This window comes from Streptococcus pseudopneumoniae, from assembly GCF_001072665.1.
Taxonomy (GTDB): Bacteria; Bacillota; Bacilli; order Lactobacillales; family Streptococcaceae; genus Streptococcus; species Streptococcus pseudopneumoniae_S.
This window is the reverse complement of the sequence record NZ_JVJI01000121.1, coordinates 1-23,777: the sequence shown is the minus strand read 5'-3', so window position 1 is coordinate 23,777 and position 23,777 is coordinate 1. Positions and strand designations below refer to the sequence as shown.

The 23,777-nt window shown below is 41.0% G+C and carries 23 protein-coding genes; 5 read left to right on the top strand and 18 right to left on the bottom strand.

What is annotated here, in order from left to right:
• Window positions 1-194 precede the first annotated feature (194 nt).
• The 5 genes from ADH52_RS07830 to ADH52_RS07810 form a co-directional block, all read right to left on the bottom strand.
• On the bottom strand, window positions 195-1,274 hold the full coding sequence (locus tag ADH52_RS07830) for a carbamoyl phosphate synthase small subunit (RefSeq protein ID WP_000166853.1): 1,080 nt from the start codon (window positions 1,272-1,274) through the stop codon (window positions 195-197).
• Window positions 1,275-1,323: 49 nt separating this feature from the next.
• Window positions 1,324-2,247 (bottom strand): aspartate carbamoyltransferase catalytic subunit, encoded by a 924-nt coding sequence (locus ADH52_RS07825; protein ID WP_049510840.1) that lies wholly within the window; start codon window positions 2,245-2,247, stop codon window positions 1,324-1,326.
• Between the two features lie 18 nt (window positions 2,248-2,265).
• Complete coding sequence (pyrR, locus tag ADH52_RS07820; protein ID WP_033681983.1) at window positions 2,266-2,787, bottom strand: bifunctional pyr operon transcriptional regulator/uracil phosphoribosyltransferase PyrR; 522 nt, start codon at window positions 2,785-2,787, stop codon at window positions 2,266-2,268.
• A 221-nt stretch (window positions 2,788-3,008) separates the two neighbouring features.
• Window positions 3,009-3,638 (bottom strand): endonuclease III, encoded by a 630-nt coding sequence (gene nth, locus ADH52_RS07815; RefSeq protein ID WP_049510839.1) that lies wholly within the window; start codon window positions 3,636-3,638, stop codon window positions 3,009-3,011.
• Complete coding sequence (locus ADH52_RS07810; protein ID WP_049510838.1) at window positions 3,638-4,180, bottom strand: YceD family protein; 543 nt, start codon at window positions 4,178-4,180, stop codon at window positions 3,638-3,640. Before ADH52_RS07810 ends, nth begins: the two co-directional genes overlap by 1 nt.
• A 168-nt stretch (window positions 4,181-4,348) precedes the next feature.
• Here ADH52_RS07810 and ADH52_RS07805 point away from each other — a divergent pair, with 168 nt between their 5' ends.
• Both ADH52_RS07805 and ADH52_RS07800 read left to right on the top strand, forming a co-directional pair.
• Window positions 4,349-4,678 (top strand): hypothetical protein, encoded by a 330-nt coding sequence (locus ADH52_RS07805; RefSeq protein ID WP_049510837.1) that lies wholly within the window; start codon window positions 4,349-4,351, stop codon window positions 4,676-4,678.
• A 338-nt stretch (window positions 4,679-5,016) separates the two neighbouring features.
• Window positions 5,017-6,576 carry an ATP-binding cassette domain-containing protein gene (locus tag ADH52_RS07800; protein ID WP_049510835.1) on the top strand — a complete coding sequence of 520 codons (1,560 nt, stop codon included), beginning with the start codon at window positions 5,017-5,019 and terminating at the stop codon, window positions 6,574-6,576.
• 150 nt (window positions 6,577-6,726) lie between these two features.
• On the opposite strand, the gene htpX is transcribed toward ADH52_RS07800, so the two are convergent.
• On the bottom strand, window positions 6,727-7,626 hold the full coding sequence (gene htpX / locus ADH52_RS07795) for a zinc metalloprotease HtpX (RefSeq protein WP_033687100.1): 900 nt from the start codon (window positions 7,624-7,626) through the stop codon (window positions 6,727-6,729).
• Between the two features lies 1 nt (window position 7,627).
• Window positions 7,628-8,188 (bottom strand): LemA family protein, encoded by a 561-nt coding sequence (locus ADH52_RS07790; protein ID WP_000219833.1) that lies wholly within the window; start codon window positions 8,186-8,188, stop codon window positions 7,628-7,630.
• Between the two features lie 93 nt (window positions 8,189-8,281).
• Between ADH52_RS07790 and rsmG the strand changes: the two genes are divergently transcribed.
• Both rsmG and ADH52_RS07780 read left to right on the top strand, forming a co-directional pair.
• Window positions 8,282-8,995 carry a 16S rRNA (guanine(527)-N(7))-methyltransferase RsmG gene (gene rsmG, locus ADH52_RS07785; RefSeq protein WP_049486733.1) on the top strand — a complete coding sequence of 238 codons (714 nt, stop codon included), beginning with the start codon at window positions 8,282-8,284 and terminating at the stop codon, window positions 8,993-8,995.
• Between the two features lie 301 nt (window positions 8,996-9,296).
• Window positions 9,297-10,580 (top strand): uracil-xanthine permease family protein, encoded by a 1,284-nt coding sequence (locus tag ADH52_RS07780; RefSeq protein ID WP_004239507.1) that lies wholly within the window; start codon window positions 9,297-9,299, stop codon window positions 10,578-10,580.
• 52 nt (window positions 10,581-10,632) lie between these two features.
• Here ADH52_RS07780 and ADH52_RS07775 read toward each other — a convergent pair whose 3' ends face one another.
• From ADH52_RS07775 to ADH52_RS07730, 10 genes are all read right to left on the bottom strand, one after another.
• Window positions 10,633-11,391 (bottom strand): CPBP family intramembrane glutamic endopeptidase, encoded by a 759-nt coding sequence (locus tag ADH52_RS07775; RefSeq protein WP_049491495.1) that lies wholly within the window; start codon window positions 11,389-11,391, stop codon window positions 10,633-10,635.
• Between the two features lie 152 nt (window positions 11,392-11,543).
• A complete protein-coding gene (locus tag ADH52_RS07770; protein WP_049510833.1) occupies window positions 11,544-12,440 on the bottom strand; it encodes a DMT family transporter in 897 nt (298 codons plus the stop codon).
• An 8-nt stretch (window positions 12,441-12,448) separates the two neighbouring features.
• Window positions 12,449-13,384: a serine hydrolase domain-containing protein gene (locus ADH52_RS07765; protein ID WP_049510832.1), complete on the bottom strand. Its 936-nt coding sequence runs from the start codon at window positions 13,382-13,384 to the stop codon at window positions 12,449-12,451.
• Window positions 13,381-14,106, bottom strand: a complete 726-nt coding sequence (locus tag ADH52_RS07760; RefSeq protein ID WP_049510831.1) for a CppA N-terminal domain-containing protein — start codon at window positions 14,104-14,106, stop codon at window positions 13,381-13,383. The genes ADH52_RS07765 and ADH52_RS07760 overlap by 4 nt, the downstream gene beginning before the upstream one ends.
• Before the next feature lie 123 nt (window positions 14,107-14,229).
• On the bottom strand, window positions 14,230-15,135 hold the full coding sequence (gene gla, locus ADH52_RS07755) for an aquaglyceroporin Gla (RefSeq protein ID WP_000348094.1): 906 nt from the start codon (window positions 15,133-15,135) through the stop codon (window positions 14,230-14,232).
• Between the two features lie 159 nt (window positions 15,136-15,294).
• Window positions 15,295-16,461 carry an ATP-grasp domain-containing protein gene (locus ADH52_RS07750; RefSeq protein ID WP_049510830.1) on the bottom strand — a complete coding sequence of 389 codons (1,167 nt, stop codon included), beginning with the start codon at window positions 16,459-16,461 and terminating at the stop codon, window positions 15,295-15,297.
• Between the two features lie 12 nt (window positions 16,462-16,473).
• Window positions 16,474-17,214, bottom strand: a complete 741-nt coding sequence (locus tag ADH52_RS07745) for an esterase family protein (protein WP_049510829.1) — start codon at window positions 17,212-17,214, stop codon at window positions 16,474-16,476.
• Window positions 17,215-17,234: 20 nt separating this feature from the next.
• Window positions 17,235-18,059, bottom strand: a complete 825-nt coding sequence (locus ADH52_RS07740; RefSeq protein ID WP_049510828.1) for an alpha/beta hydrolase — start codon at window positions 18,057-18,059, stop codon at window positions 17,235-17,237.
• Window positions 18,060-18,195: 136 nt separating this feature from the next.
• Window positions 18,196-19,410, bottom strand: a complete 1,215-nt coding sequence (gene thiI, locus ADH52_RS07735; protein ID WP_049488575.1) for a tRNA uracil 4-sulfurtransferase ThiI — start codon at window positions 19,408-19,410, stop codon at window positions 18,196-18,198.
• An 8-nt stretch (window positions 19,411-19,418) separates the two neighbouring features.
• On the bottom strand, window positions 19,419-20,561 hold the full coding sequence (locus ADH52_RS07730; RefSeq protein ID WP_049510827.1) for a cysteine desulfurase family protein: 1,143 nt from the start codon (window positions 20,559-20,561) through the stop codon (window positions 19,419-19,421).
• A 138-nt stretch (window positions 20,562-20,699) separates the two neighbouring features.
• Between ADH52_RS07730 and ADH52_RS07725 the strand changes: the two genes are divergently transcribed.
• Window positions 20,700-21,128 carry a DUF6556 family protein gene (locus ADH52_RS07725; RefSeq protein WP_049510826.1) on the top strand — a complete coding sequence of 143 codons (429 nt, stop codon included), beginning with the start codon at window positions 20,700-20,702 and terminating at the stop codon, window positions 21,126-21,128.
• A gap of 44 nt (window positions 21,129-21,172) precedes the next feature.
• Here ADH52_RS07725 and ADH52_RS07720 read toward each other — a convergent pair whose 3' ends face one another.
• On the bottom strand, window positions 21,173-23,476 hold the full coding sequence (locus ADH52_RS07720; protein ID WP_080977884.1) for a DNA translocase FtsK: 2,304 nt from the start codon (window positions 23,474-23,476) through the stop codon (window positions 21,173-21,175).
• Window positions 23,477-23,777: the final 301 nt, after the last annotated feature.

Genomic DNA, 23,777 nt, shown 5'->3' with positions numbered 1-23,777 from the left:
TGATACAAAGCCCGTAAAGAACACAGTAAAAATAGGAAACTCGGTGCAGACGCCTTCAGCGTCAAGACGATGTTTATCTTTTTCACACAGTTCTTAGGGCGTGTTCACTTCCGCGAACAATGTATCTTCTCCTTTCTATTCGGCAACTCTCGGGTTGCCATTAAATAAATTCTCCGACGAGCTTTTACTCGTTCTTAGTTTGATTGTTTAAAGGCTTCCATCATCTCGATAAACTCATCAAAGAGGTAGCTAGCGTCGTGTGGACCAGGGGCTGCGTCTGGGTGGTATTGAACAGAGAAAGCAGGTTGGTATCTGTGACGCACACCTTCAACTGACTTGTCATTGATTTCTTCGTGGGTAATAATCAAGTGTTCTGGCAAATCCTCACGGCTAACTGCATAACCATGGTTTTGGCTGGTGAAGTCTACTCGTCCTGTAGCAATTTCACGTACCGCATGGTTGAATCCACGGTGACCAAACTTCATCTTGTAAGTCTTTGCCCCGTTTGCCATAGCAAAGAGTTGATGTCCCATACAAATACCAAAGATTGGAATTTTTCCTTGCACACCACGAATCATGTCAAGTGCTTGTGGGACGTCTTCTGGGTTACCTGGCCCATTTGACAACATCACTCCGTCAGGATTAAGATGAAGAATTTCTTCAGCCGTTGTCGAATAAGGAACAACCGTCACGTTACAGTTGCGTTTAGAAAGTTCACGCAGGATTGAGTGCTTGAGACCAAAGTCCACTAGAACCACGCTCAAACCAACTCCTGGAGCTGGATATGAAGTTTTAGTAGAAACCTGCTTGATATTGTCTGTCGGCAAGACTGTCGCTTGGAGTTGGTCCGTCACATGATCCATGCTGTCCCCAACATGGGTCAAGGTTGCACGCATGGTACCATGCTTACGGATAATCTTGGTAAGTGCACGCGTATCAATCCCTGAAATACCAGGAATTTTCTTTGCTTTCAAAAATTCATCCAAGGTCATTTGATTGCGCCAGTTGCTTGCTCTACGTGCTTCTTCGAAAACGACAACTCCCTTACAAGTTGGAATAATGGATTCGTAATCATCACGGTTGATTCCATAATTTCCTACCAAAGGATAAGTAAAGGTCAAGATTTGTCCATTATAAGACTGGTCTGTAATGGATTCTTGGTAGCCGGTCATTCCTGTATTAAAGACAATTTCGCCTGTTACATCAATATCTGCTCCGAAGGCCTTACCTTCAAAAACTGTGCCATCTTCTAGTACTAGAAGTCTTTTTGTCATATTTTCACCTCTCGTGGACGCTCACTGGCGTCTTTTAACGTCTTGTGTTTTAGTTGGCGTTTCTACTCGCCAGTACGGATTCTAAGATTGCCATTCGAACAAAGACACCATTGGTCATTTGTTGGACAATCCGTGATTTTGGTGCTTCAACCAAGTGATCTGCGATTTCTACATCACGATTGACTGGAGCTGGATGCATGAGGATTGCTGTTTCTTTCAAACAATCATAACGTTCTTGAGTCAAGCCATGTTGGGCATGGTAGTCTTCTTTTGAAAAGACAGCTCCACTTTCATGGCGTTCATGTTGAACACGGAGAAACATCATGACATCCACTTGATCAATGATTTCATCAATGGTTACAAACTGTCCATAGTCTGCAAACTCTTGACTTCTCCATTCCTCAGGTCCAGCAAAGAAAAGTTCAGCTCCCAAGCGTTTCAAAATCTGCATATTGGATTTGGCAACGCGTGAGTGGTCCAAGTCACCTGCAATAGCAACCTTGAGACCCTCAAAGTGACCAAATTCCTCAAAAATGGTCATCAAATCAAGCAAGCTCTGGCTAGGGTGTTGGCCCGAACCATCTCCACCATTGATGATGGAAGTCGTAATCGTCGGACTAGCAATCAACTCTCTGTAGTAATCAACCTCTGGGTGGCGAATCACACAGACATCCACTCCTAAAGCAGACAGAGTCAAAATGGTATCATAAAGTGTCTCACCCTTATTAACCGAACTAGTTTTCACATCAAAGTCAAGTCGTTCCAATCCCAATTTAATCTCTGCCACTTCAAAGGACTTATGCGTCCGTGTAGAATCCTCAAAGAAAAGATTGGAAACAATCGGATAGTCTTCATAAGGAAGCTGAGCTCCGTTTTTAAACTCAATTCCTCGCTTGATCAATTTCATCACTTGATTGACAGTGAGGTCTTCCATGGATACCACATGGTTCAATGCTTGTTGATTTTCTGACATGGCTACTCCTTTAGCTTTCTAAGCTTCTTCAGTAATCAGAACTCTGTCTTGGCCATCAAGTTCTGCCATCTCTACGATGATTTCTTCAGAACGACTAGTTGGGATATTTTTCCCAACGTAATCTGGACGGATAGGCAATTCTCTATGTCCACGATCGACTAGAACTGCTAAACTCACGCGCGCAGGACGACCATGACCGACAATATTATCAATAGCAGCACGGATAGTACGACCTGTATAAAGCACATCATCCACCAAGATAACTTCACGGCCTGTCACATCAACAGAAATCAAAGAAGTATCTTCTCCGCTTTTAACATCATCACGGAAAGGTTTGGTGTCCAATTCCACAACTGGAACTGAAAGATTTTCTAGCTGCTCCAAACGTTCTTGGATTCGGTGGGCGATAAAGACACCACGAGTTTTAATACCAGCCAAGACGATTTTATTCAAATCTTTGTTGCGCTCGATAATCTCATAAGTAATACGCGTAATCGCTCGTTTGACGGTCAATTCGTCTACAACTTCTTTTGTCTTCATGACAAACCTCCAAAAAGAAAAGTCTCCTTAAACAAGGAGACTTGAAATGTATAGCCAAGCGAGCCCTACTGCAAACAGTATAGACTTCACCCTACTACTTAATCGTTCTCCTTGCCTGCCTCACGGGACAGGTTTAAAGGAATATTTAGTTATCAATTACTATAGCACAAAGCAATCCTAAAATCAAGCAAAAACTTTTGAAACCCCATCTTATAAATTGCTTATAAATTGCTAAAGTCATATAACTGTGGGTACTGATCACACTCTGGATTTTTAGGATGACAAATGGCTCGTCCAAAATAAATCATTGCCTGATGGGCTGCTAACCACTGCTCCGGTGGTAAGATATCCATGACCCGCTTTTCCACCTCAAGTGGTGTCGCTGACTTTTTGACGATATCGTGGTGTTTACATATACGCTCTACATGAGTATCCACTGCAAAAGCTGGAATTCCAAAGCCTACACTCATGACAACATTGGCTGTCTTGCGACCAACACCTGCCAAACTCTCCAATTCCTCTCGTGTTTGAGGGACTTGACCATCAAAATCTTCTAGTAACTGTTGGGCACATTTTTTAAGGAATTTAGCCTTATTTCGATACAGTCCTAGGCGAGAAATGTGTGAGGCAATTTCACTTTCTGTTGCAACAGACATGGCTTGTGGCGTTGGAAAGGCAGCAAAGAGATCTGGAGTGGCCTTATTTACCGCTGCATCCGTTGTCTGGGCTGACAACATGACCGCAACCAAGAGTTCAAAATGATTGGTAAAATCAAGACTGGGCTTGGCATCTGGAAAGAGAGCAATGATTTCTTCTAGCACTTTTCGTGCTCGTTTTTTTGACAAGACCATTATTCGTCTCCATCAAATAGTCCTTGTAGGCCAGCAAAAGGACTGTTTTCTTCTTTCTTAACGGCTTGTTGAGCTTGGTATTCTTCTTCTGTCATGATTTGCCAGTCATTTCCTGAAACAAATCCTTGACCCGCTTCTTCTTCAGCCGTCAAGACCTTGATAGGAATGTTTAGTAGGATATTGTCTGACACGCTCTCAGCAAGATTAAGTTCTCCATTTTCGATAGGCAGGACCAAATCATCATCTAGAACTTCTTGATCTAGCAGATTAGTTGCGCCTTCCATGAAAACTTCCGTAACTGGATAAGATTCAACTAACTCAACTGGCTCCATACTGCGACTTGAAGCAAGAACAATGGTGTAAGACAACTGATAATCTAAGAAATACATACGGTCTTCGTACTGTACTTTCCCAACTGCAAGGATATCTTTTACATCTAAAATTTCTTGATTACGTGCACGCAGGTCTGCGACTAGGTCTAACGTTTGTTCAAAATGTAAGCCTTCAGACTGCTTACGAATTTCTTGAATATTTAATTTCATACTTCCTCCATAAAGATTTACTCTCTTGATTATACCATGAAAAGCCTACAAATCAGCACACCAAACTTTATAATTAAAATTCGAGCTTTTACCATATTTACTATGACATTTTTGTTTTTTAGTGCTATACTATAGGCAATAATACATCAGAGCAAGGAGGATGCTCACATGGAAGACAAAGAACTGATTACTAATGCTTACCAACTCCTATCCGAGTTAAATAAAAGTTTCCAAAGCTGCAAACAGGGTACGGCAGATGATATTCGACTGCAAGAGTCGCTAAATACTACTCTTCAAGAGCTCAAAAAAGCGGAAAAGTTGAACAACAGTATCTTAATCGACCTTGAAAAATTTTACCAACGTACCAGCCTTCTGATAGGCCTCGGTAGCCTAAAACTGAACGATCAAGCACGTACCGCTTGGCGAAACTATGACAAGTTCCATTACGAGCATGTCAAACACGTACTAACTCTTTATGGACCTGTTTTCGGCTTTTAGAGTTTAGAATTTTGTATTTACTATTGACAAAATTTCCTTAAAGGTATAGGATAGAGGTACTAATACTCGGAGGTAAGGGAGACATGAACAACTAAGTCTATCAAGTAAAGAAACTTTATTTAGTAGATCTTGTTTTTGTCTCTTTTTGTGTGCTCTTTTTGTACTAGATCTTCTGGTACTTTATCCTCTTTGAAAATCAAAAAACTAGAAAGCTAACCATCTGCTCCTCTTGGGTTGGATAGGGGTAGACAAGCCTAGTTTGACAGGATTTTCGACATGGATAATAGCGTTTCTGACAGTGACTTTGGGCTCTACTAGATAAAGTAGAGCTTTTTGTTATGCACTATGGACATTCTAGAAAGGACAATTATATGATAAAAATCAATCACCTGACCATCACACAAAACAAAGATCTACGAGATCTTGTATCTGATCTAAGCATGACCATCCAAGACGGGGAAAAGGTTGCTATTATTGGCGAAGAAGGAAATGGCAAATCGACCTTGCTGCGAGCTTTAATGGGAGAAGCATTGCCTGATTTCACTATCAGGGGTGACATTCAATCTGATTATCAATCACTAGCTTACATTCCTCAAAAACTCCCCGAGAAGCTGAAAAAGAAAACTCTACACGACTACTTCTTTTTAGATTCTATTTATTTAGACTACAGTGCCCTCTATCGTTTAGCTGAGGAATTGCATTTTGATAGCGATCGTTTCGCTATCAACCAAGAAATTGGCAGTCTATCAGGTGGCGAAGCTTTGAAAATTCAGCTCATCCATGAGTTAGCCAAACCCTTTGAGATTCTATTTTTAGATGAACCTTCAAATGACCTAGACCTTGAAACAGTTGATTGGCTAAAAGGTCAGATTCGAAAGATTCGACAAACCGTTATTTTCATTTCTCATGATGAAGACTTTCTTTCTGAAACGGCTGATACCATTGTCCACTTGCGACTGGTCAAGCACCGGAAAGAAGCAGAAACACTAGTAGAGCATTTAGACTATGATCGCTATAGTGAGCAGAGAAAGGCTAATTTTGCCAGACAAAGCCAGCAAGCTGCTAACGACCAGAGAGTCTACGATAAAACCATGGAAAAACACCGGCGAGTCAAGCAAAATGTAGAAACTGCGCTTCGAGCTACCAAAGACAGTACTGCCGGTCGCCTATTGGCTAAAAAGATGAAAACTGTTCTCTCTCAAGAAAAACGCTTTGAAAAGACAGCTCAATCTATAACCCAAAAACCACTTGAAGAGGAAGAAATTAGACTTTTTTTCTCAGATATACAGCCATTACCGGTTTCTAAAGTCTTAATCCAACTGGAAAAGGAAAATTTGGCCATTGGCGACCGAGTTTTGGTTCAAAAACTACAACTAACTGTCCGTGGACAAGAAAAAATCGGTATCATCGGCCCAAATGGTATGGGGAAATCAACTCTGTTAGCAAAGTTGCAACAACTGCTAAGTCAAAAAAGAGAGATTTCACTTGGTGTTATGCCACAAGATTACCACAAAAAACTACAATTGGATTTATCCCCAATCGTCTACCTCAGCAAAACTGGGGAAAAAGAGGAACTGCAGAAAATCCAATCTCACTTAGCAAGTCTCAATTTCAGTTATCCAGAAATGCAACATCAAATTCGCTCCTTATCTGGCGGGCAACAGGGAAAACTCCTGCTTTTGGATTTAGTCCTGCGCAAACCAAACTTTCTCCTTCTGGATGAACCCACACGAAACTTTTCACCCACTTCTCAACCCCAAATCAGAAAACTCTTTGCCACCTATCCAGGCGGTCTCATCACTGTTTCGCATGACCGTCGTTTCTTAAAAGATGTCTGTTCAATCATCTATCGCTTAACAGAACACGGTCTGGAGGTAGTTAATTTAGATGATTTATAAATTTGCAACATAGCAGATAGATGGTGCAAAAACACAATTTTAGGAGAAAACGAAGTAAATCTTCCGATAATAAAACGCATAATATCAAGTTTTTGCACACCTGATATTATGCGTTTTTAAGATTTTAAAGACTTTTTCCCAACATTCATTTTACATATGTTTTAAACGTTCAATCCGTTCTGAAATAGGTGGGTGGGTATAAAAGAGTTTTTGGAACCCTCCACCTTTCTTAGGATCATTGATATAAAGTGCACTGCTGGCATCATCGACAGGACGACTCATCGGTTTACTATTATCCAACTTACGTAGAGCATTAATCATCCCTTGAGGATTGCGCGTCAACTCAACACTAGAAGCATCAGCTAGGAATTCCCTCTGACGAGAAATAGCTAGTTGCACCAAGGTTGCAGCGAGAGGTGCCAGCACAATTGCAAGTAGGGAGACCACTAGCATAATGATTTCAAGACCATTTCCATCTCTATCATCGTCACTTCGTCTGCGACCTGCTCCGCCCCACCACATCATACGACCTGCCATACTAGAAAGCATGGTGATAGCACTAGCAAGGGCGACAGCAATAGTTGAAATGCGGATATCGTAGTTACGAATATGACTGACTTCATGTCCCATAACAGCTTCTAGTTCTTCACGATTCATGATAGCTAGGAGACCTGACGTCGCAGCAACCGCCGCATTTTGGGGGTTAGAACCTGTCGCAAAGGCATTTAAGGCTGGATCATCAATGATGAAAACACGTGGCATAGGAATCTGAGCCACCATAGCCATATCTTCTACTACATGGTAGAGGTCTGGTGCCGTTTGTTCATCCACCTCACGCGCTCCATTCATGGACATGACAATCTCTGTGGATTGAAAAATCATAGACAAGGCATAGATAAAGCCGATAATCAGCGCGATAACCAAGCCACCAAGCCCAGACCGCATAAAGAGGTAACCAACCGCATAGCCAACAAGAGCTAAGAGTAGGAAAAATACCAGCAACAAAATCCACGTTTTTCGTTTATTGCTTGCAATTTGATCAAACAACATCTTAGTCACCTAAACCGCTAAAATCAACCTTAGGAACTGCCTTTTCCTCTTCTGGTGTTTGAAGGAAATCTGCTGCTTTAAATCCAAACATTCCAGCAATAATATTGCTTGGGAAAGTTTCTAATTTTACATTGTAGTTGCTGACAACACTGTTGTAGAGTTGACGAGAGTAAGAAATTTTATTTTCTGTATTTGTCAACTCCTCTTGCAATTTAACAAAGTTTGCACTAGCTTTCAAATCTGGATAGCTTTCTGCAACTGCAAAAATACCTGAAACTTGACGAGTGAGGGCATCACTAGCTTTCATAGCTTCTGCTGGTGAAGTCGCTGCAGCAACTTGATTGCGAAGTTCTGCCACCTTTTCAAGGGTAGAACCTTCATATTTAGCATAACCTTTTACAGTCTCAATCAAGTTTGGCAAGAGATCATTTCGACGTTTCAACTGAACATCAATCTGACTCCAAGCCTCCTTTGTTTGCATACGATTCTTAACCAAACCGTTATAGCTAACAATCACAAAAATCACAATAAGAGCTAAAACTCCAAGAATAATCCAAGTCATTATATAAGTCCTTTCTGCTTTTAGATTAGTACCAGTATATCAAATTTTTAATGATTGTGGTAAAATAAGATGATACTAAAGAAGGAAAAAACTATGAAACCAGAAACATTTTACAACTTGCTTGCCGAGCAAAATCTTTCACTTTCTGACCAGCAAAAAAAACAATTTGAACGTTATTTTGAACTCTTGGTCGAGTGGAATGAAAAAATCAATCTAACAGCTATTACAGACAAGGATGAAGTTTATCTCAAACATTTTTACGATTCGATTGCACCCATTCTTCAAGGTTTGATTCCCAATGAAACTATCAAACTTCTTGATATTGGAGCCGGGGCAGGATTTCCTAGTCTACCTATGAAAATCCTCTATCCTCAGCTAGATGTGACCATCATTGATTCTCTCAACAAGCGCATCAACTTCCTCCAACTGTTGGCTCAAGAACTGGATTTGAACGGAGTTCATTTCCACCATGGACGTGCCGAAGATTTTGCACAAGATAAAAACTTCCGTGCTCAATATGATTTTGTAACAGCTCGTGCGGTTGCCCGTATGCAGGTCTTGTCTGAATTGACTATTCCCTACCTTAAAGTTGGCGGAAAACTATTGGCTCTTAAGGCCAGCAATGCGCCTGAGGAATTATTAGAAGCTAAGAATGCCCTCAACCTCCTTTTTAGTAAGGTCGAAGACAATCTCAGCTACGCTCTACCTAATGGAGATTCGCGTTATATCTCAGTGGTAGAAAAGAAAAAAGAAACACCAAATAAATATCCAAGAAAGGCTGGCATGCCCAACAAACGCCCACTTTAAATTTTTTAGTAAAAAATATTTACAAAGTCAGCCTCGCTCTTTTATTTTTAGGCTCGGGAAAAAATGATTTACAAAATCAACCTCGCTCTCTTATTTTCGGGCTCGGGAAAAAATGATTTACAAAATCATTTTTTTCTGCTATACTATCCTAAGCAAAGGTTTTTAATGTCATCCCGTGAGGTGACGAAGACGCAGAAATATTTAAAACTCTTTAAAGTCTAGATTTTAGAGAAGTCTTACTCTGAGGGCCTATTGCTGTAAAATAATGGGCTCTTTTTTGATGCCCAAAAGTGAGGTTTATATGAAACAAGAATCAACTGTTGATTTGTTACTAGACGTTGACCAACGTCCTTCGGCTGGGAAAGGAATTCTCCTTAGCTTCCAACACGTTTTCGCCATGTTTGGTGCAACCATCTTGGTACCATTGATTTTGGGAATGCCTGTATCTGTTGCCCTTTTTGCTTCAGGTGTAGGAACACTCATCTACATGATCGCAACTGGTTTTAGAGTTCCAGTTTATCTAGGATCATCATTCGCCTTTATCACAGCTATGTCCCTAGCTATGAAGGAACTAGGAGGGGATGTATCAGCTGCACAAACAGGGGTTATCCTTACAGGTTTTATCTATGTCCTTGTGGCTGCAAGTGTTCGTTTTGCGGGTACAAAATGGATTGATAAACTCTTGCCACCAATCATCATCGGACCTATGATCATCGTTATCGGTCTTGGACTTGCAGGTTCAGCTGTTACCAACGCTGGTCTTGTAGCTGATGGAAACTGGAAAAATGCTCTTGTAGCGGTTGTTACTTTCCTAATTGCTGCCTTTATCAATACAAAAGGAAAAGGCTTCCTACGAATCATTCCATTCCTCTTTGCCATTATCGGTGGTTACCTCTTCGCACTAACACTTGGCTTGGTTGACTTTACACCAGTCCTTAAAGCTAACTGGTTTGAAATTCCTGGTTTCTACTTGCCATTTAGTACTGGTGGTGCCTTTAAAGAATACAATCTTTACTTTGGTCCAGAAACTATCGCTATCTTGCCAATCGCTATCGTAACAATTTCTGAACATATCGGAGACCATACTGTTTTGGGTCAAATCTGTGGCCGTCAATTCTTGAAAGAACCAGGTCTTCACCGTACACTTCTTGGTGACGGTATCGCAACTTCTGTTTCTGCCTTCCTTGGTGGACCAGCCAATACAACTTACGGAGAAAATACAGGGGTTATCGGTATGACTCGTATCGCTTCTGTCTCAGTTATCCGTAACGCTGCCTTCATCGCAATTGCCCTCAGCTTCCTTGGTAAATTCACTGCCTTGATTTCAACTATTCCAAACGCTGTACTTGGTGGTATGTCAATCCTTCTCTATGGAGTTATCGCCAGCAACGGTTTGAAAGTCTTGATCAAAGAACGTGTTGATTTCGCTCAAATGCGTAACCTAATCATCGCAAGTGCTATGTTGGTACTTGGACTTGGAGGAGCAATCCTTAAACTTGGTCCAGTTACCCTTTCAGGTACTGCCCTATCAGCTATGACAGGAATCATCTTGAACTTAATCTTGCCATACGAAAATAAAGACTAAATGTCTTGACACAAAAAGTCCGCTCAGACAACTGAGTGGACTTTTCTAATTTTTAAGTCCCCCAAGCAACCAATAGATAGATCAGGCTAGAACCAAACATATCTGCTAAAGCATGCATGAGAAAGAATGGAAGGAGATTTTTAATTTTATATTTGTATAAGAAATAATAGAATAAGCCATAAACTACACCGATTACCAAAGCCCATACTAATCCTTGATAGGTGTGGAAGGAAATACGAATAATCGTAGAATAAAGCAAAACCAACCACTTGTGTTTTTCCTTCACTGAAGTTAACAAACCTAGAAAGAAAAATTCTTCATAAAATCCATTAAGCAAGGCATAGGCAATCGCTATCGGGCTGAGAGCTAAGAACTTCCCTATTATTTGCGTGAAATCTATATAGGCAAAAAGGTCTGGATTAAAGTAATTATATTTACCAGTGAGAGTTGTAACCAAGTCTCCAAACAATCCCACTAAAGCAAATATAAATGGAACCCAAAAGATAATGGACCAATTCCAGTGAATAGGAAGCTGTTTAAAATCATAATTTCGAATCAAAAGATAGAGTAAGGTCACAGCCAATAATATAGCTTGCAGGGTAAAATTACTAAAATAAGCAGCACCTTCGCTTGCAGCCTGTCTAACTATCCCTTCTGTACTTGATGCACCCGTTGGAAACGTATTTGCTAAAAATAGCTCGGTTGAACGAATTATAAACTGACCAAACATTATGATCGTAATAATCACAATGTCAAACCATCTCAAGTATTTTAGAGGTTTAGATGGATGTATTTTTTTAAAAATATTCATATCTTCTCCAGGTATTCTATACTCATATAAATATTTTAAGAAAAAAGGCTTAAACTTTTATAAAATTTCATTAATTCATTTAGATTCAAAAGCTTTTATTAGTAAAAATAACCCCTCTTTGAGAGTGGTTATCATCTACTTTCATTTTTTGTTTATTTCTCTAACAATAAATCTTTCAACGAAATCAAAGTGACTGCAATTAAAATCATTGCCATACCAAGAAAATCAATAGGATAAAATTGTTCATTCATAATTAGGAAGGCAAAGAAAACCGCCGAGATTGGTTCAATTGAAGCCAACAAGCTTGACTTGACCGGTCCTATCAGACTGGTTCCTTTAAGGAAAGCTGTATAGGCAAAGACAGTCCCGATAAGAATAATACCCGCAAATGCGAGGAGAAAATCAAGACTAGTTGGGATAACAGTCTGTAGAACTCCTGTAAAAGGAAGAGCGACCAAACCTGCTATGACCATTCCCACACCAATGATCAAACTACTCCCCCACTTCTTAATCAAGGCTATGGGCAAAATGATATAAAGTGCGTAAGTCAGAGCAGAAAAGAGACCCCAGAACAGGCCTGCAGGTGTCATGGATAACTGGTCCAATTGCCCATGAGTTGCAATCAGGAAGGTCCCTCCAATGGCTAATATGATAGAAACAATCTCTCCCAGTGTCGGTGCCACCTTATCTTTGATACAGCTATAAATCAAAATCCCGACAGGACAAACATACTGAAGCACAGTCGCTGTTCCTGCATTTGTCTCCTGAATAGCAGTTAGATAGGCGAATTGGTTGAGGAAGAGACCAATTAGAGCAAAAATAAGAAGAGACAGCAAACTCTTTCTATCCTTTAAAAAGGCCAGCATTTTCTCCTTTTCAGTAACATAAGCCAAGACTATGAGAATCCCACCGGCGATTAAAAGTCGTAAGTTAGTTAAAACCAGAGACGAAATTCCATGTGCCATCAGGTATTGGCCACTCGTTCCTGACAAGCCCCAAGCAATCCCAGCCACAACTGTTAATAGAGTCCCTTTTAAACTGTTTGACATGTCTCTCCTTACTCTTCTTTGCGAATCAAGTCCATCACTTGATTGCGGTCTACAATCCATTGAGTCCTCTCATCCTTTTCATAGGTACGATTCGATAGGAAAATAGCCGCTTCTTGCTTCTGGCGATTCCACATGATAAAGGTACCTGTATAGCCCGTATGGTCTAACCAATCTCCTTCCAAATTCCATGCCAAAGAACGTTCCTTGTCATCCAAAGGAGAAAAATTTTGACTCAAATCTCTTGCAAAATCATCTGCTAAATAATGTTCTAAAAAGATTTGTAAATCCTTTACAGTAGAAAATAAACCAGCACTACCTGCATGTCTGCCCAGAAGGCGAGCCTTGGGATCATGTACTATGCCTTCCTCTACACCTCTGACTGTTGGAACAGCAAGCTCAACAGGCCCAAATTGGGTTTCCGTCATTCCCCAAAGATTCCAGACTTGTTCTTGTAAAATCACATCCAAGTCTTGATTAAAGATTCTTTCCAAAATAAAACCCAACAGCAAAAAATGGACATCCGAATAAAGAAAGGCTAGCTGATTTCGTCTATTGAGATGAAACATCGCTTCCTTTAATTCTGAATCTGTTAAAAGATCACGATTGGGAATAAAAGGATCAAGATCTGTTGCGTGAGTCAAGAGCTGACGAATAGTAATATCTGGATAATCACTCTCAGGTAAAAAATCGGTTACTGGTCTGTCAATATCTAATTGACCTCTTTCCCACAAGAAGGTAAAAACGGTACCAACTCCAACAACCTTGCTGACACTGGCTAGGTCGTAAACTAGTCCTGCCTCTGTCTGCAAGCCATGCTCTGGGTCACTCTGGCCTAAATAGAACTCCGTCCATTGATTGTCCTTAAAATATGCAAAAGAGGCTCCGGGATAGATCCCTGCCTCGATTTGTTCTTCTATTTTTTTAATAATCTTGGTCCACTTCATACTTCTTCAAACCACAATTCAACATTATTTCTATCTTTACCAAGGAAGAATTTTTCAGACTTAGGAATAAAATATTCGGTAGACTCAAACTTCTGGCGAAGACTTGCTATATCTAGTTCACTGACCAAGAACTTGAGCATCGATAAGTCCCAAGTAGCCGTATTGTCCACAGTCAAATCTTGCCCCTGAGCTGGGATAAAACCAAGTGATGTCCCAACTTCAGATGATTCCAAGTAACTTTCGATATCAGTTGGGAGATGTAATTCCATAGAAATCTCAAATTTACTTAAAGAAATTGATTCCAAATCTGTTTGAAATTCAAGTTTTTCTTCTACTTCTACTAGACTTTCTCTATCATCTTCCGCGTGAATCAAAATCAAATCATCTTCTGGAGAGTAAATTTCAAAAGCGTAGCCATTTTGACCTTTATATAATCGATGAATCGAATCTGTTTTAGATAAGAGTCCTTCAATTTCTAAGGGATTTTCCACCTTGACAATCAATCTAGCTAGTTTTTTTCTTCCCTCTACCTTACGAGTGCGCATACTGGGAGCTTCTTCTAAAACCAGCTTTTCTAGACCTGTTTGATCACCTAGTGACAGAAAGGCTGACTCTTCTAACAAGGCCTTCATACCAAGGGTCTCTATATAAAATGTTTCATTTAATTTTCTATTATTTACTTTTAAAGTAGGAATAATCCGTACAATCTGATTTACATTCATAAATTCCTCCAACTCTTTTATTTTAAAGGATTTTAGAATTTTTTACAAGAAATTATGCTCAGATTTACCTTTTTTTCGTAAAATTTCATCTAAAAAACCGAGGATTTCCTCGGTTTCAATTTCTTATAGGTAAAGGAATTTGAAGATAGCTACTGCCGCAATTGCTGCTGCGATAGGTGCTACTACTGGTACCCAAGAATACCACCATTTTGAATCACCTTTGTGCTCACCAAGAACTGATTTTGGAAGGAAAGCATGAAGGAGACGTGGTCCCAAGTCACGGGCTGGGTTCAAGGCAGGCCCTGTAGGTCCACCAAGTGATGTTACCAAAGCCATAACAAGGAATCCAAGTGCCAAGTGAGCAATTCCAAGACCAGAAGTCATAAATGGCGCTACTTGTTCTTTAGCTTGGTCAAGTGCTGCTGTTACTTGTTCTTGAGGAATTGTTTGACCTTGAGTAGTTGCTTGTGCAACTTGAGCATTGATAGCAGCTTGTGCTTTTGATACTAGTTCGGCACCAAAGAAGTTTTTAGTCATACCAAGGGCTGCAAAGAAAAGAACAAATGAACCGACAAACTCGTTTACAAAACCATTAACAGTTGCTGCAAAATGTGATTCTTTTGTACCATTATCCAAACTTGAAATTGTTGAGAAAGTACCCAAGATGTTGTTTGGATTTTCAGTTTTCAAGTAGTATGGGCGGTGTGTTGCCACAACCAAGGCTTGACCAAAGATAGCACCCAAAACTTGTGCGATGATATAAGGTGCAACTTGTGCCCAAGGGAAGAGACCGCTGATCGCAAGTCCAAGAGTGAAGGCTGGGTTAATGTGGTTACCAGATACGTTACCAAACATCAAGGCTGGGATCATAACCCCCATACCATAACCAACAGCGATAACGATCCAGCCACTTTGGTGACCTTTCGTACCTTTAAGTTCAACGTTGGCAACTGCACCATTTCCAAGAATGATCAAAATAGCAGTGGCCAAAAATTCAGTGGCATATTTAATAGCCCATGTGAAATCCATTTGATAGATTCTCCTTAAAATTTTTTAGACAATCCTTATTCTATCAATTTTTATATCTTTTAGCAACAGGTTTTCTAAAAGAATGTATGAGAAAGCGGTTTTATTTCTCTTGTTAAAATAAAAGGATTAAGGAGGTGCATTTCCTTAATCCGAGAGTTCTTATTCTTGACGTTGTCCGAAATCTGCAATCATCTGCTCCATTTCTTGTCGACTCGGAGTTGTCAGCATATAAAGGTAATCTCCTTGAAGTTCCGCAAAGGCTGCTGGCATGATTTTTTTAACCTTGAACTGATGGCTGTATTTGGCAAGCAAGTCCTCCTCAGAATAAACATAGTGAGCATTTGCACGACGGGATGTAGCTAAACAAAACTGAGGTTCAAAGTCTGACGCTGGGAACTCTTCTCCTGCTACAATAGCAGCATATCCACGATAGAGGTCCAAGGAATGAGCAAAGTTATAAACATCAATAGTGAAACCACCTGCAGGGCGGTTATTGTACTCAATGGCGATGTAATCATCCCCTTCACGGAAGAACTCAATATGGAAGAACCGTTCTTTCATACCAAATTCCTTGACAATCGCTTCCCCATACCTGCGAAGTTTAGAATCCATATCCTTGAGAACGTAATAAGAATTGTCCATCTTGTAAATCATGAGATCAAGCGGTGTATAGGCGTAGTCGAAGGTCGTTGAAAAGACAATCTTACCATCCTTGTCTACGAGCCCGTCAAAGGTACAGATTTCGCTGGAAGTGACAAATTTTTCAAAGAAATAAACAGTCGAATGGTCCCACTGAGCCTTGAAGTGATTGATATCGTCTTCTGTTTCAAGCTTAAAGGTGGCCGCTGCTCCCACTCCATTATCAGGTTTTGCAATCATTGGAAGACCGATTTCTTTCACAGCTTGATCAACATCTTCTTCCGTATGGATAACAGCTCCAGGTACCACAGGGACACCTGCTTTTTTGAAAAGTTTCTTCATTTCAGACTTAAATTTAGTCTTTTTAAGGTCTTCTGGTTTGGCACCAAAAACATTGAATTGTTCTCTGAGTGCTGCGTCTAGCTCAAGCCAATATTCATTGTGAGACTCGATGCGGTCAATTGGGCCATGTTTATAAAAGAGAAAAGCAACTGCACGTTTGACTTCGTCTATGTTCTCAAGATTATCAACGCGGAAATACTCAGTCAGGCTATTGCGCAAGAGATCATCCAGTTGCTCGTAGGGCTCTTGACCAATTCCCAAGACGGTAATGCCTTTATTGGCTAGTTCGATGGTAAACTGTTGAAAGTTTTGTGGATAATAGGGAGAAATAACAAGGTAATTCATAGGTAGCTCCTTTTATAAATAGAGATTTCCAAGGAAATAAGGCATTTGTTTGCGCCACCATTCCCAATCGTGGGCGACATCGTGTCCCCATTCAGCAAACCAGGCTGGAATTTTTTTCTGGTCAAAGGCTTCTTTGAGCTTGTAGAAAGATGGTAAACCGTCTTGTTCCCAGGCACCAAGACCCGTACACAGCACAATCTCTGCCTGACGATAATGGTCAATAAACCAGCCGTCGTTCTGGTTCCAGATATAATCTACTGGCGAGTTTTGGTAAATAGCATCGTCATTGTAGTAATCGCCGACAAAAAAACGTGCATCGTAAACACCACTAAGAGCAATTACTTTGGTAAAGACATCTGGATGCTGGAGGAAGAAATTGACAGCATGGTAGGCGCCCATGGAGCAGCCTGTCGTCATCATACCATCAAACCAACCTGTCTTGTGCTTGATAAAAGGAATGGCCTCTTCAATCACATAGCGTTCATAGGTACGGTGCATTTCCGCTTGGTCGTGCCCATTTTTCCAAGTGGCCAACCAGCTCTCACTATCTACACTGGACAGGGTAAAGAACTGGACACGGCCTTCCTTGATAAAGGAAGCACAGGCATCAATCATGCCAAAATCATAGTATTCGTTGTGACTACCACCTGATGAAGCAAAGATCACAACTGGAATCCCAGCATGTCCATAACGATTAAGGTACATTTCACGGTTAAGATTGCCACTCCAGTGGCTAAGGTTTTCAATATGCATTGGCTTTCTCCTTTCTTACTTTACCATTTCTCTGCAAAAAATCTCAGACAGTCTGGTAAATTCTCCGACCAAGGGATTTCACTATGGATGGCGCCAGACTGAACTTTTAAAACAAGATTATCTAAGTGTACCCCACATGCTATCAAGTCATGGTAATAGCGAAGCGACGAGTCGATATAGGCTTGCTTGATATTGCCAGCCATCAGGGTCTGGTCCGTATCATCTGCTTCTTCAGTTCCAACATAGATAAAGATACGCTGGTCAGGCGATAGTTTCTGGCGCTCGATGTAGCGATTAAAGGCTTCTTGATGGAGCCAGTTAGCAGATGAAAAGACCCCGATGCATCCAATTTGGTCTTGGTATTCCAAACCGATAAACTGGGTAATATTGCCTCCTAGTGAAGACCCAATCATAGCCGTATGCTGGCGGTCAGCTTTTGTACGGTAGGTCTCATCGATAAAAGGTTTGACCACCTCCATGACAAACTCTGCATACTCCACACCCTTACCGCCAAACTGCTGCCCTGGGATAGGAGATTCTTGGAACTTCCATGCCGCATACTCATTCATCCGCCCCATACCATCATTGTCAATGGCAACGACAATCATGCGACTGATATCAGGATTACGCTTAATAGCTGGGATAATCTTCCATGAATGGCCAATGAAAGACTCCTTGCTATAAAAAACATTTTGCCCGTCATGAAAGTAAACAACAGGATAGGAACGATTCGTGTCTTTCTCATAATCTTTAGGAAGAAGAACACGTACACGGCGTTCCTTACCTGTATAAGGAACCTTGAGTTTGTGTTCTTTCATTTTTAAATAAAAGTAGGATTGATTCATTGTCAGAAAACTCTCTATATTCAAAATTTTATTTTATTATATCACAATTATAGAAAAAAAGTTAGCTTTGCTTCCATTTTTGGATTAAAAACTAACTTTTTCATTTATTTTTCTAAATTCTTTTGGATTTTCTGATTTAGAGGAGATTGTCAATCAAGTCATCCACTTCATCTTTTTCAGGTTGAGGTGTAATCTCGGTAATCATGATTCCAGCTACAGCTCGCTCAACTAAACCTTCAACATCCATGCGAGCTTCGTATTGCTCCGCATTCTTAATCTTAGGATTTGTTTTTGGACGATCTGGTGCAAAAATCGTACAGCAGTCTTCAAATGGCTGGATTGAAATGTCAAAGGTATCGATTGCCTGAGCAATGTCAATGATTTCCAACTTATCCATTGTCACAACTGGACGGATGATTGGAGTGTTGGTAACAGCATTGATAGCCTGCATGCTTTCTAAGGTCTGGCTAGCTACTTGACCAAGACTTTCCCCATTGATGATAACTAAACCATTTCGTACCTCACGAATACGGTCAGTAATCCGCATCATAAAACGACGCGTCAAGGTCATAAGATAGGCTTCTGGCGCTTTAGCCTTGATTTCCTCTTGAATCTCTGTAAAAGGAACTTCGATAAACTGGATATTGCCCCCAAACTTGGTTAATTTACGGGTCAAATCTTGGGCTTTTTTAAGAGCACCCGGACTGGTGTAAGGTGGACTGGAAAAGTGAACAGCCTCAATATCCACTCCACGTTTCAAAGCAAGATAACCTGCTACTGGTGAGTCAATCCCTCCTGACAACATAAGCATCCCTTTACCTGAAGTTCCAACTGGCAAACCACCAGCCCCACGAATGGTTTCATAAGAAAGATAGGCTGCTTCTTCACGGATCTCCACCTGAAGATTGATGTCAGGACTTTTCATTTTAGCTTGCACATTTGGAATGGCTTCGAAAACAGCTCCTCCAAGTGTTTGGTTGAGTTCACGACTATCAAGTTCAAAGGTGTGGTCGCTACGCTTGCTAGAAATTTTAAAGGTCATGCCGTCCTTGTAGATGTCCTGCATAATCTCTTGGACAGAAGACTTCAGAACTTCTACAGATTTTTCAACCTTATAAACAGGGGAAAAGTTTTGAATTCCAAAAACTTGTTTGAGCGATTCTGCTACTGCTGTGTAATCTGCTCCATTGAGGTAAGCGTGGGCACGGTCGCGATCTGCTGTTACCTTAACTTGGGGATAGATAGACAAAACGTCTGAAATATTATTGCGAAGTTTATTGATGAAACGCATACGATTTTTACCCTTGGTTGACAACTCTCCGTAGCGAATCATAATTTCTGAATATTGCATGAATGCTCCTATCTTACTTTTCTAGTTTGATTGTAAATCAATTTTAACTTGGTCAAAAACTGCTCGACCTGACTCATATCATTTTCAAGGTCTAGGCTAAGACGCACAGCTGACTGGGCCTTATCTTTATCCACTCCCATGGCAATCAGGGTTCCTGCAGGTTTCCCGGCCTTGGATGAACAAGCAGAGGTCGTTGAGATGAAAATATCATAGTCTTCAAAGGCGTGAACAATGACTTCACCACGAACACCCTTGATTCCAAAAGTCAGAATATGAGGTGCGAATTCTTCCTCATCTGAGAAGATAAAAATATCTGGGTAGTCCAGAAGGGCTTGGCGAATCACTGCCTTCATCTGGCCAGTCTTGCTAGTAAAGAAATCTAGCTTCTCCATAGACAAACGGAGGGCCTTGGCTGTCGCAGCAATCCCTGACACATTTTCAGTTGTCGAACGGTAATCACGTTCCTGACCACCACCTGTTAAAAGAGGCGTAATTTTCTTACCAGACTTGATATAGACAAAACCAACACCACGAACTCCGTGGAACTTGTGACCAGAGAAAGTCGCGAAATCCACTCGTTCTGTCAGATACTTTTCAGTCGGAATTTTGGCAAGTGCCTGAACTGCATCAACGTGGAAGGAAATAGTTGGTTTGTCTGCTAACAGTTCTGAAATAGCCTCAATGGGCTGAACAGAGCCGATTTCATTGTTAACTGCCATGATGGAAACGAGGGTCGTATCAGGTCGTATCAAATCTGCTAGTGCCTCAACATCCACAAATCCTTTGTTATCAACTGGAGCAAAATCCACTTCAAAACCTTGAGATTTCAACCAAAGGGCTGACTCTTTGACTGCTGGATGTTCAATGGCTGATACGATGATGTGCTTTCCAAACTGAGCCTTTTCAAAGGCCACACCCTTGATGACCCAGTTATCTCCTTCTGTCCCACCAGAAGTAAAGAAGATTTCATCACTTTTCTTACCGATTAAATCTGCAATCTGTTGACGGGAAGCATCTAAAATTCGTGTTGCCTGGTCTCCCAAACGATGAAGACTAGATGGATTTCCTAAAATTTTTGAAGCGACCTGCATATAAGTTTCAAGGGCTTCAGGATAAGGCTTGGTCGTCGCCGAATTATCAAAGTAAATCATGTTTTCTCACGCTTTCTAAAATCACTCCTTCTATTGTATCATGAAACGGAGCTTGCGACAAGAAAGGGCAATTCCTCTTTTTTTAAGATTTTTTTAAAGAAATGCGGTATAATAAATTTTAGTTAAAGGAGAGAATGTATGTCTAATTATCGTAGAACTTCAAAACCAAAAACAGAACACATCAAAAAAGGCTTTACGGTCTTTCAAAAAACCGTTGCTACTATCGGTAGTATTCTCGGCTTAATTACCGCAAGTATCACTATCATGAACGCCTTGGATAATAACAAAAATACTAAAAAAGAACCTACGACAAGCCAGACGACAACAATTGTCAAAGAAATTCAAAAGGAATCCCCTCAGGAAAACACTAGTCCTAATAAGGAAAATAACACTTCTCAAGAAAAACCACAACAAGAAGAAACACCAAAATCCGGCGTCAAGGAAGAGAAAAAAGAAGAGCAGAAAACAGCAACTCAGGACTCTACTACTCCTGCTCCAAGTAAATCTACTACTGAAAATGAAAAACAGTCCAATACTACAAATTCAGAAAATAATACCAATCTATAGCCAGTAAAATAGCTTCTCTCCAAACTTGGAAAGAAGCTATTTTTTTATTGTTGCAATACTTTTCTTGGTTTGGTTCCTTCAGCTGGACCAATGACACCTGCCATCTCAAGTTCTTCCATAAGGCGGGTCGCACGGTTAAATCCAACAGACAAACGACGCTGAATCATGGATGCGCTGGCTTTCTGAGTTTCGATTACCAAAGCCTTGGCTTCTTCAAAAAGCGGATCTCCACCATCACCACCATCTGAAAATTCTCCTTCATTTTCAGAAACCTCACCTGGATCAAAACTCTCATCGTAGTCCGCATCAGCCTGAGCCTTGATGAAGTTTACGATGCGCTCGACATCATCATCCGAGATAAAGGAGCCTTGGAGACGAACTGGATGATTTTCATCAATTGGTTTAAAGAGCATATCTCCACGTCCAAGCAGTTTTTCCGCTCCATTTTCATCCAAAATCGTACGGGAATCTGTTCCTGATGAAACTGCGAAAGCGACACGAGAAGGAACATTGGCCTTGATCAGACCAGAAATGACATCAACGGATGGGCGCTGGGTTGCAAGAATCATGTGGATACCGGCAGCACGCGCCTTCTGTCCGAGACGAATGATAGCATCTTCCACTTCCTTGCTGGCCACCATCATGAGGTCAGCCAACTCATCCACAATCACGACAATGAGCGGTAGCGGAACCTGCTTGTACTCAGACTGGACATTGAACTCTTCTACCTTGGCATTAAAACCTGCAATATTCCGAACTCCCACCTTGGCAAAGAGTTCATAACGATTTTCCATTTCATCCACGACCTTTTGCAGAGCCTTGCTAGCCTTACGTGGATTGGTCACAACTGGAATCAAGAGGTGGGGAATATCATTGTAAACAGACAACTCAACCATCTTAGGGTCCACCATCATAAACTTGACCTGGTCGGGTCTTGCTTTCATCAGAATGCTAGCGATAATGCCATTAACAGCTACTGACTTCCCTGATCCCGTTGAACCTGCGACAAGCAAGTGGGGCATCTTGGAGAGGTCAAATGCTCTTGCGGTTCCATTAACAGCCTTCCCTAAAGGAATTTCCAAGAGATTTTCTGCTTTCGTTTGAGATTGTTCCCATAGTTCTCGGAAAGAAACTGTCGCAATCTCAGAGTTAGGTACTTCGATTCCCACTAAAGATTTCCCTGGGATAGGTGCTTCGATTCGGACATCCTTGGCCGCCAAGGCTAGAGCGAGGTCATCTGCGAGATTGGAGATGCGGTTGACCCTTACACCCACTGCTGGCTTGACTTCATACTTGGTCACTGATGGCCCAATTTCGGCCCGTTCAACTGTTACCTTGATACCGAAGCTAGCAAAGGTTTCTTCTAGGATTTTGATGTTTTCTCGGACGATTTTCTTTTCTTTAGACTGGTCCTTTGGTTTATCTGGGGCAAAGAGTTGTAAGCTTGGAAGTTTGTATTCAAGGGCCTCCTTAGCAGAAAAATCGACCTGTACGTCTTCATCATCAGAGCCATCTTCCTGTTCAGCGAATTCAAGTTCAGCTTGAGGCAAGATGATTTCTGGTTCTACCCACTCTTCTTCCGGAACAGATGGACCGTCAAGAACAACATCTGCTGTCAGAATTTCACCCGTTTCCATATCAACAGGAGGCAAATCGAGTAAGGCTTTTTCGGTCTCTTCTTGTTCTAATCTAGCCTCTTCCTCAGCCTTTTGACGAGCTTTTTCTTCTTGTTTGACAAGGCGTTCCTCTTTTCGACGCTCATGACCTTCCCGCCATTTGACAAAGCCTCTACTGAAGAATTCAGCAATATCGTAAACAGACCAAGGACTGACTAGGAGGGCTCCAGCTAAAATCAAGATAGAACCAATAAAGTAAGTGCCGACATTTGAAAAGAGAAAGGCGATTGGCATATAAAGAGCGACCCCAATCAAGCCTCCTCCAGCAAAACTGGTCGTTCGAAAACCAGTCAAATCCGTCACAACCTGAGCCATGGTCCCTTTTAATACCGACTTGTCCAAACCATATTTCCAAACTAAGTAGGCCTCAAAAATCAAGAGTAAACCTGCAAATATGGTGAAAAAGCCAGATAGGAGCCCTTCCTGTTTTCGGATCCACTTGAAAAAGAAGAGGTAGAGCAGGATACCAAATATTGCCAGATAAGCTAGGCTACCCACCAGCAAGCGTATTAAATTGTAAAGGGTGATACCTGCAGCTCCTAATTTGAAGGCTGCGAAAATCAATAAAAGCGCGATTCCCAACGAAATCAACATTCGTTGAATCGCTTCTTTTCTTTCGAGTTCTGCTTTTGACGGTCTTCGTCTTGTTTTACTTGTATTCTTGTTTGCCATTCTTCTATTATACCATATTTCACAGGCATTTCGGAAAAGGTCAATATTCTCCTTGGATAGTTCAGTATTAAGAGATTCAAATAAAATTTTCTTATCCATAGTTTCCCTCTCTAAGCAATTTCAGAACATCTTTTTAATAGCCTTTATGATTCAACTGACTGTTCATCAAAAAAAGAAGATATGCAAAATTTTGAAATTTTGATATAATAGAACTATCAAAAAGTAAAGGAATGATTGGTATGAACGCAATCACAGCTCACAGCTCACAGCTCACAGCTCACAGCTCACAGCTCACAGCTCA

Coding starts and splice junctions, on each gene's coding strand:
- nth (WP_049510839.1), bottom strand. CDS start 3,638: ATGGTCTTGTCAAAAAAACGAGCACGAAAAGTGCTAGAAGAAATCATT.
- ADH52_RS07805 (WP_049510837.1), top strand. CDS start 4,349: ATGGAAGACAAAGAACTGATTACTAATGCTTACCAACTCCTATCCGAG.
- htpX (WP_033687100.1), bottom strand. CDS start 7,626: ATGTTGTTTGATCAAATTGCAAGCAATAAACGAAAAACGTGGATTTTG.
- ADH52_RS07750 (WP_049510830.1), bottom strand. CDS start 16,461: ATGAATTACCTTGTTATTTCTCCCTATTATCCACAAAACTTTCAACAG.
- ADH52_RS07825 (WP_049510840.1), bottom strand. CDS start 2,247: ATGTCAGAAAATCAACAAGCATTGAACCATGTGGTATCCATGGAAGAC.
- ADH52_RS07740 (WP_049510828.1), bottom strand. CDS start 18,059: ATGAATCAATCCTACTTTTATTTAAAAATGAAAGAACACAAACTCAAG.
- ADH52_RS07800 (WP_049510835.1), top strand. CDS start 5,017: ATGCACTATGGACATTCTAGAAAGGACAATTATATGATAAAAATCAAT.
- ADH52_RS07745 (WP_049510829.1), bottom strand. CDS start 17,214: ATGCATATTGAAAACCTTAGCCACTGGAGTGGCAATCTTAACCGTGAA.
- ADH52_RS07770 (WP_049510833.1), bottom strand. CDS start 12,440: ATGTCAAACAGTTTAAAAGGGACTCTATTAACAGTTGTGGCTGGGATT.
- ADH52_RS07730 (WP_049510827.1), bottom strand. CDS start 20,561: ATGATTTACTTTGATAATTCGGCGACGACCAAGCCTTATCCTGAAGCC.
- ADH52_RS07830 (WP_000166853.1), bottom strand. CDS start 1,274: ATGACAAAAAGACTTCTAGTACTAGAAGATGGCACAGTTTTTGAAGGT.
- pyrR (WP_033681983.1), bottom strand. CDS start 2,787: ATGAAGACAAAAGAAGTTGTAGACGAATTGACCGTCAAACGAGCGATT.
- ADH52_RS07720 (WP_080977884.1), bottom strand. CDS start 23,476: ATGGCAAACAAGAATACAAGTAAAACAAGACGAAGACCGTCAAAAGCA.
- ADH52_RS07790 (WP_000219833.1), bottom strand. CDS start 8,188: ATGACTTGGATTATTCTTGGAGTTTTAGCTCTTATTGTGATTTTTGTG.
- ADH52_RS07780 (WP_004239507.1), top strand. CDS start 9,297: ATGAAACAAGAATCAACTGTTGATTTGTTACTAGACGTTGACCAACGT.
- ADH52_RS07810 (WP_049510838.1), bottom strand. CDS start 4,180: ATGAAATTAAATATTCAAGAAATTCGTAAGCAGTCTGAAGGCTTACAT.
- gla (WP_000348094.1), bottom strand. CDS start 15,135: ATGGATTTCACATGGGCTATTAAATATGCCACTGAATTTTTGGCCACT.
- thiI (WP_049488575.1), bottom strand. CDS start 19,410: ATGCAATATTCAGAAATTATGATTCGCTACGGAGAGTTGTCAACCAAG.
- ADH52_RS07765 (WP_049510832.1), bottom strand. CDS start 13,384: ATGAAGTGGACCAAGATTATTAAAAAAATAGAAGAACAAATCGAGGCA.
- ADH52_RS07775 (WP_049491495.1), bottom strand. CDS start 11,391: ATGAATATTTTTAAAAAAATACATCCATCTAAACCTCTAAAATACTTG.
- ADH52_RS07725 (WP_049510826.1), top strand. CDS start 20,700: ATGTCTAATTATCGTAGAACTTCAAAACCAAAAACAGAACACATCAAA.
- rsmG (WP_049486733.1), top strand. CDS start 8,282: ATGAAACCAGAAACATTTTACAACTTGCTTGCCGAGCAAAATCTTTCA.
- ADH52_RS07760 (WP_049510831.1), bottom strand. CDS start 14,106: ATGAATGTAAATCAGATTGTACGGATTATTCCTACTTTAAAAGTAAAT.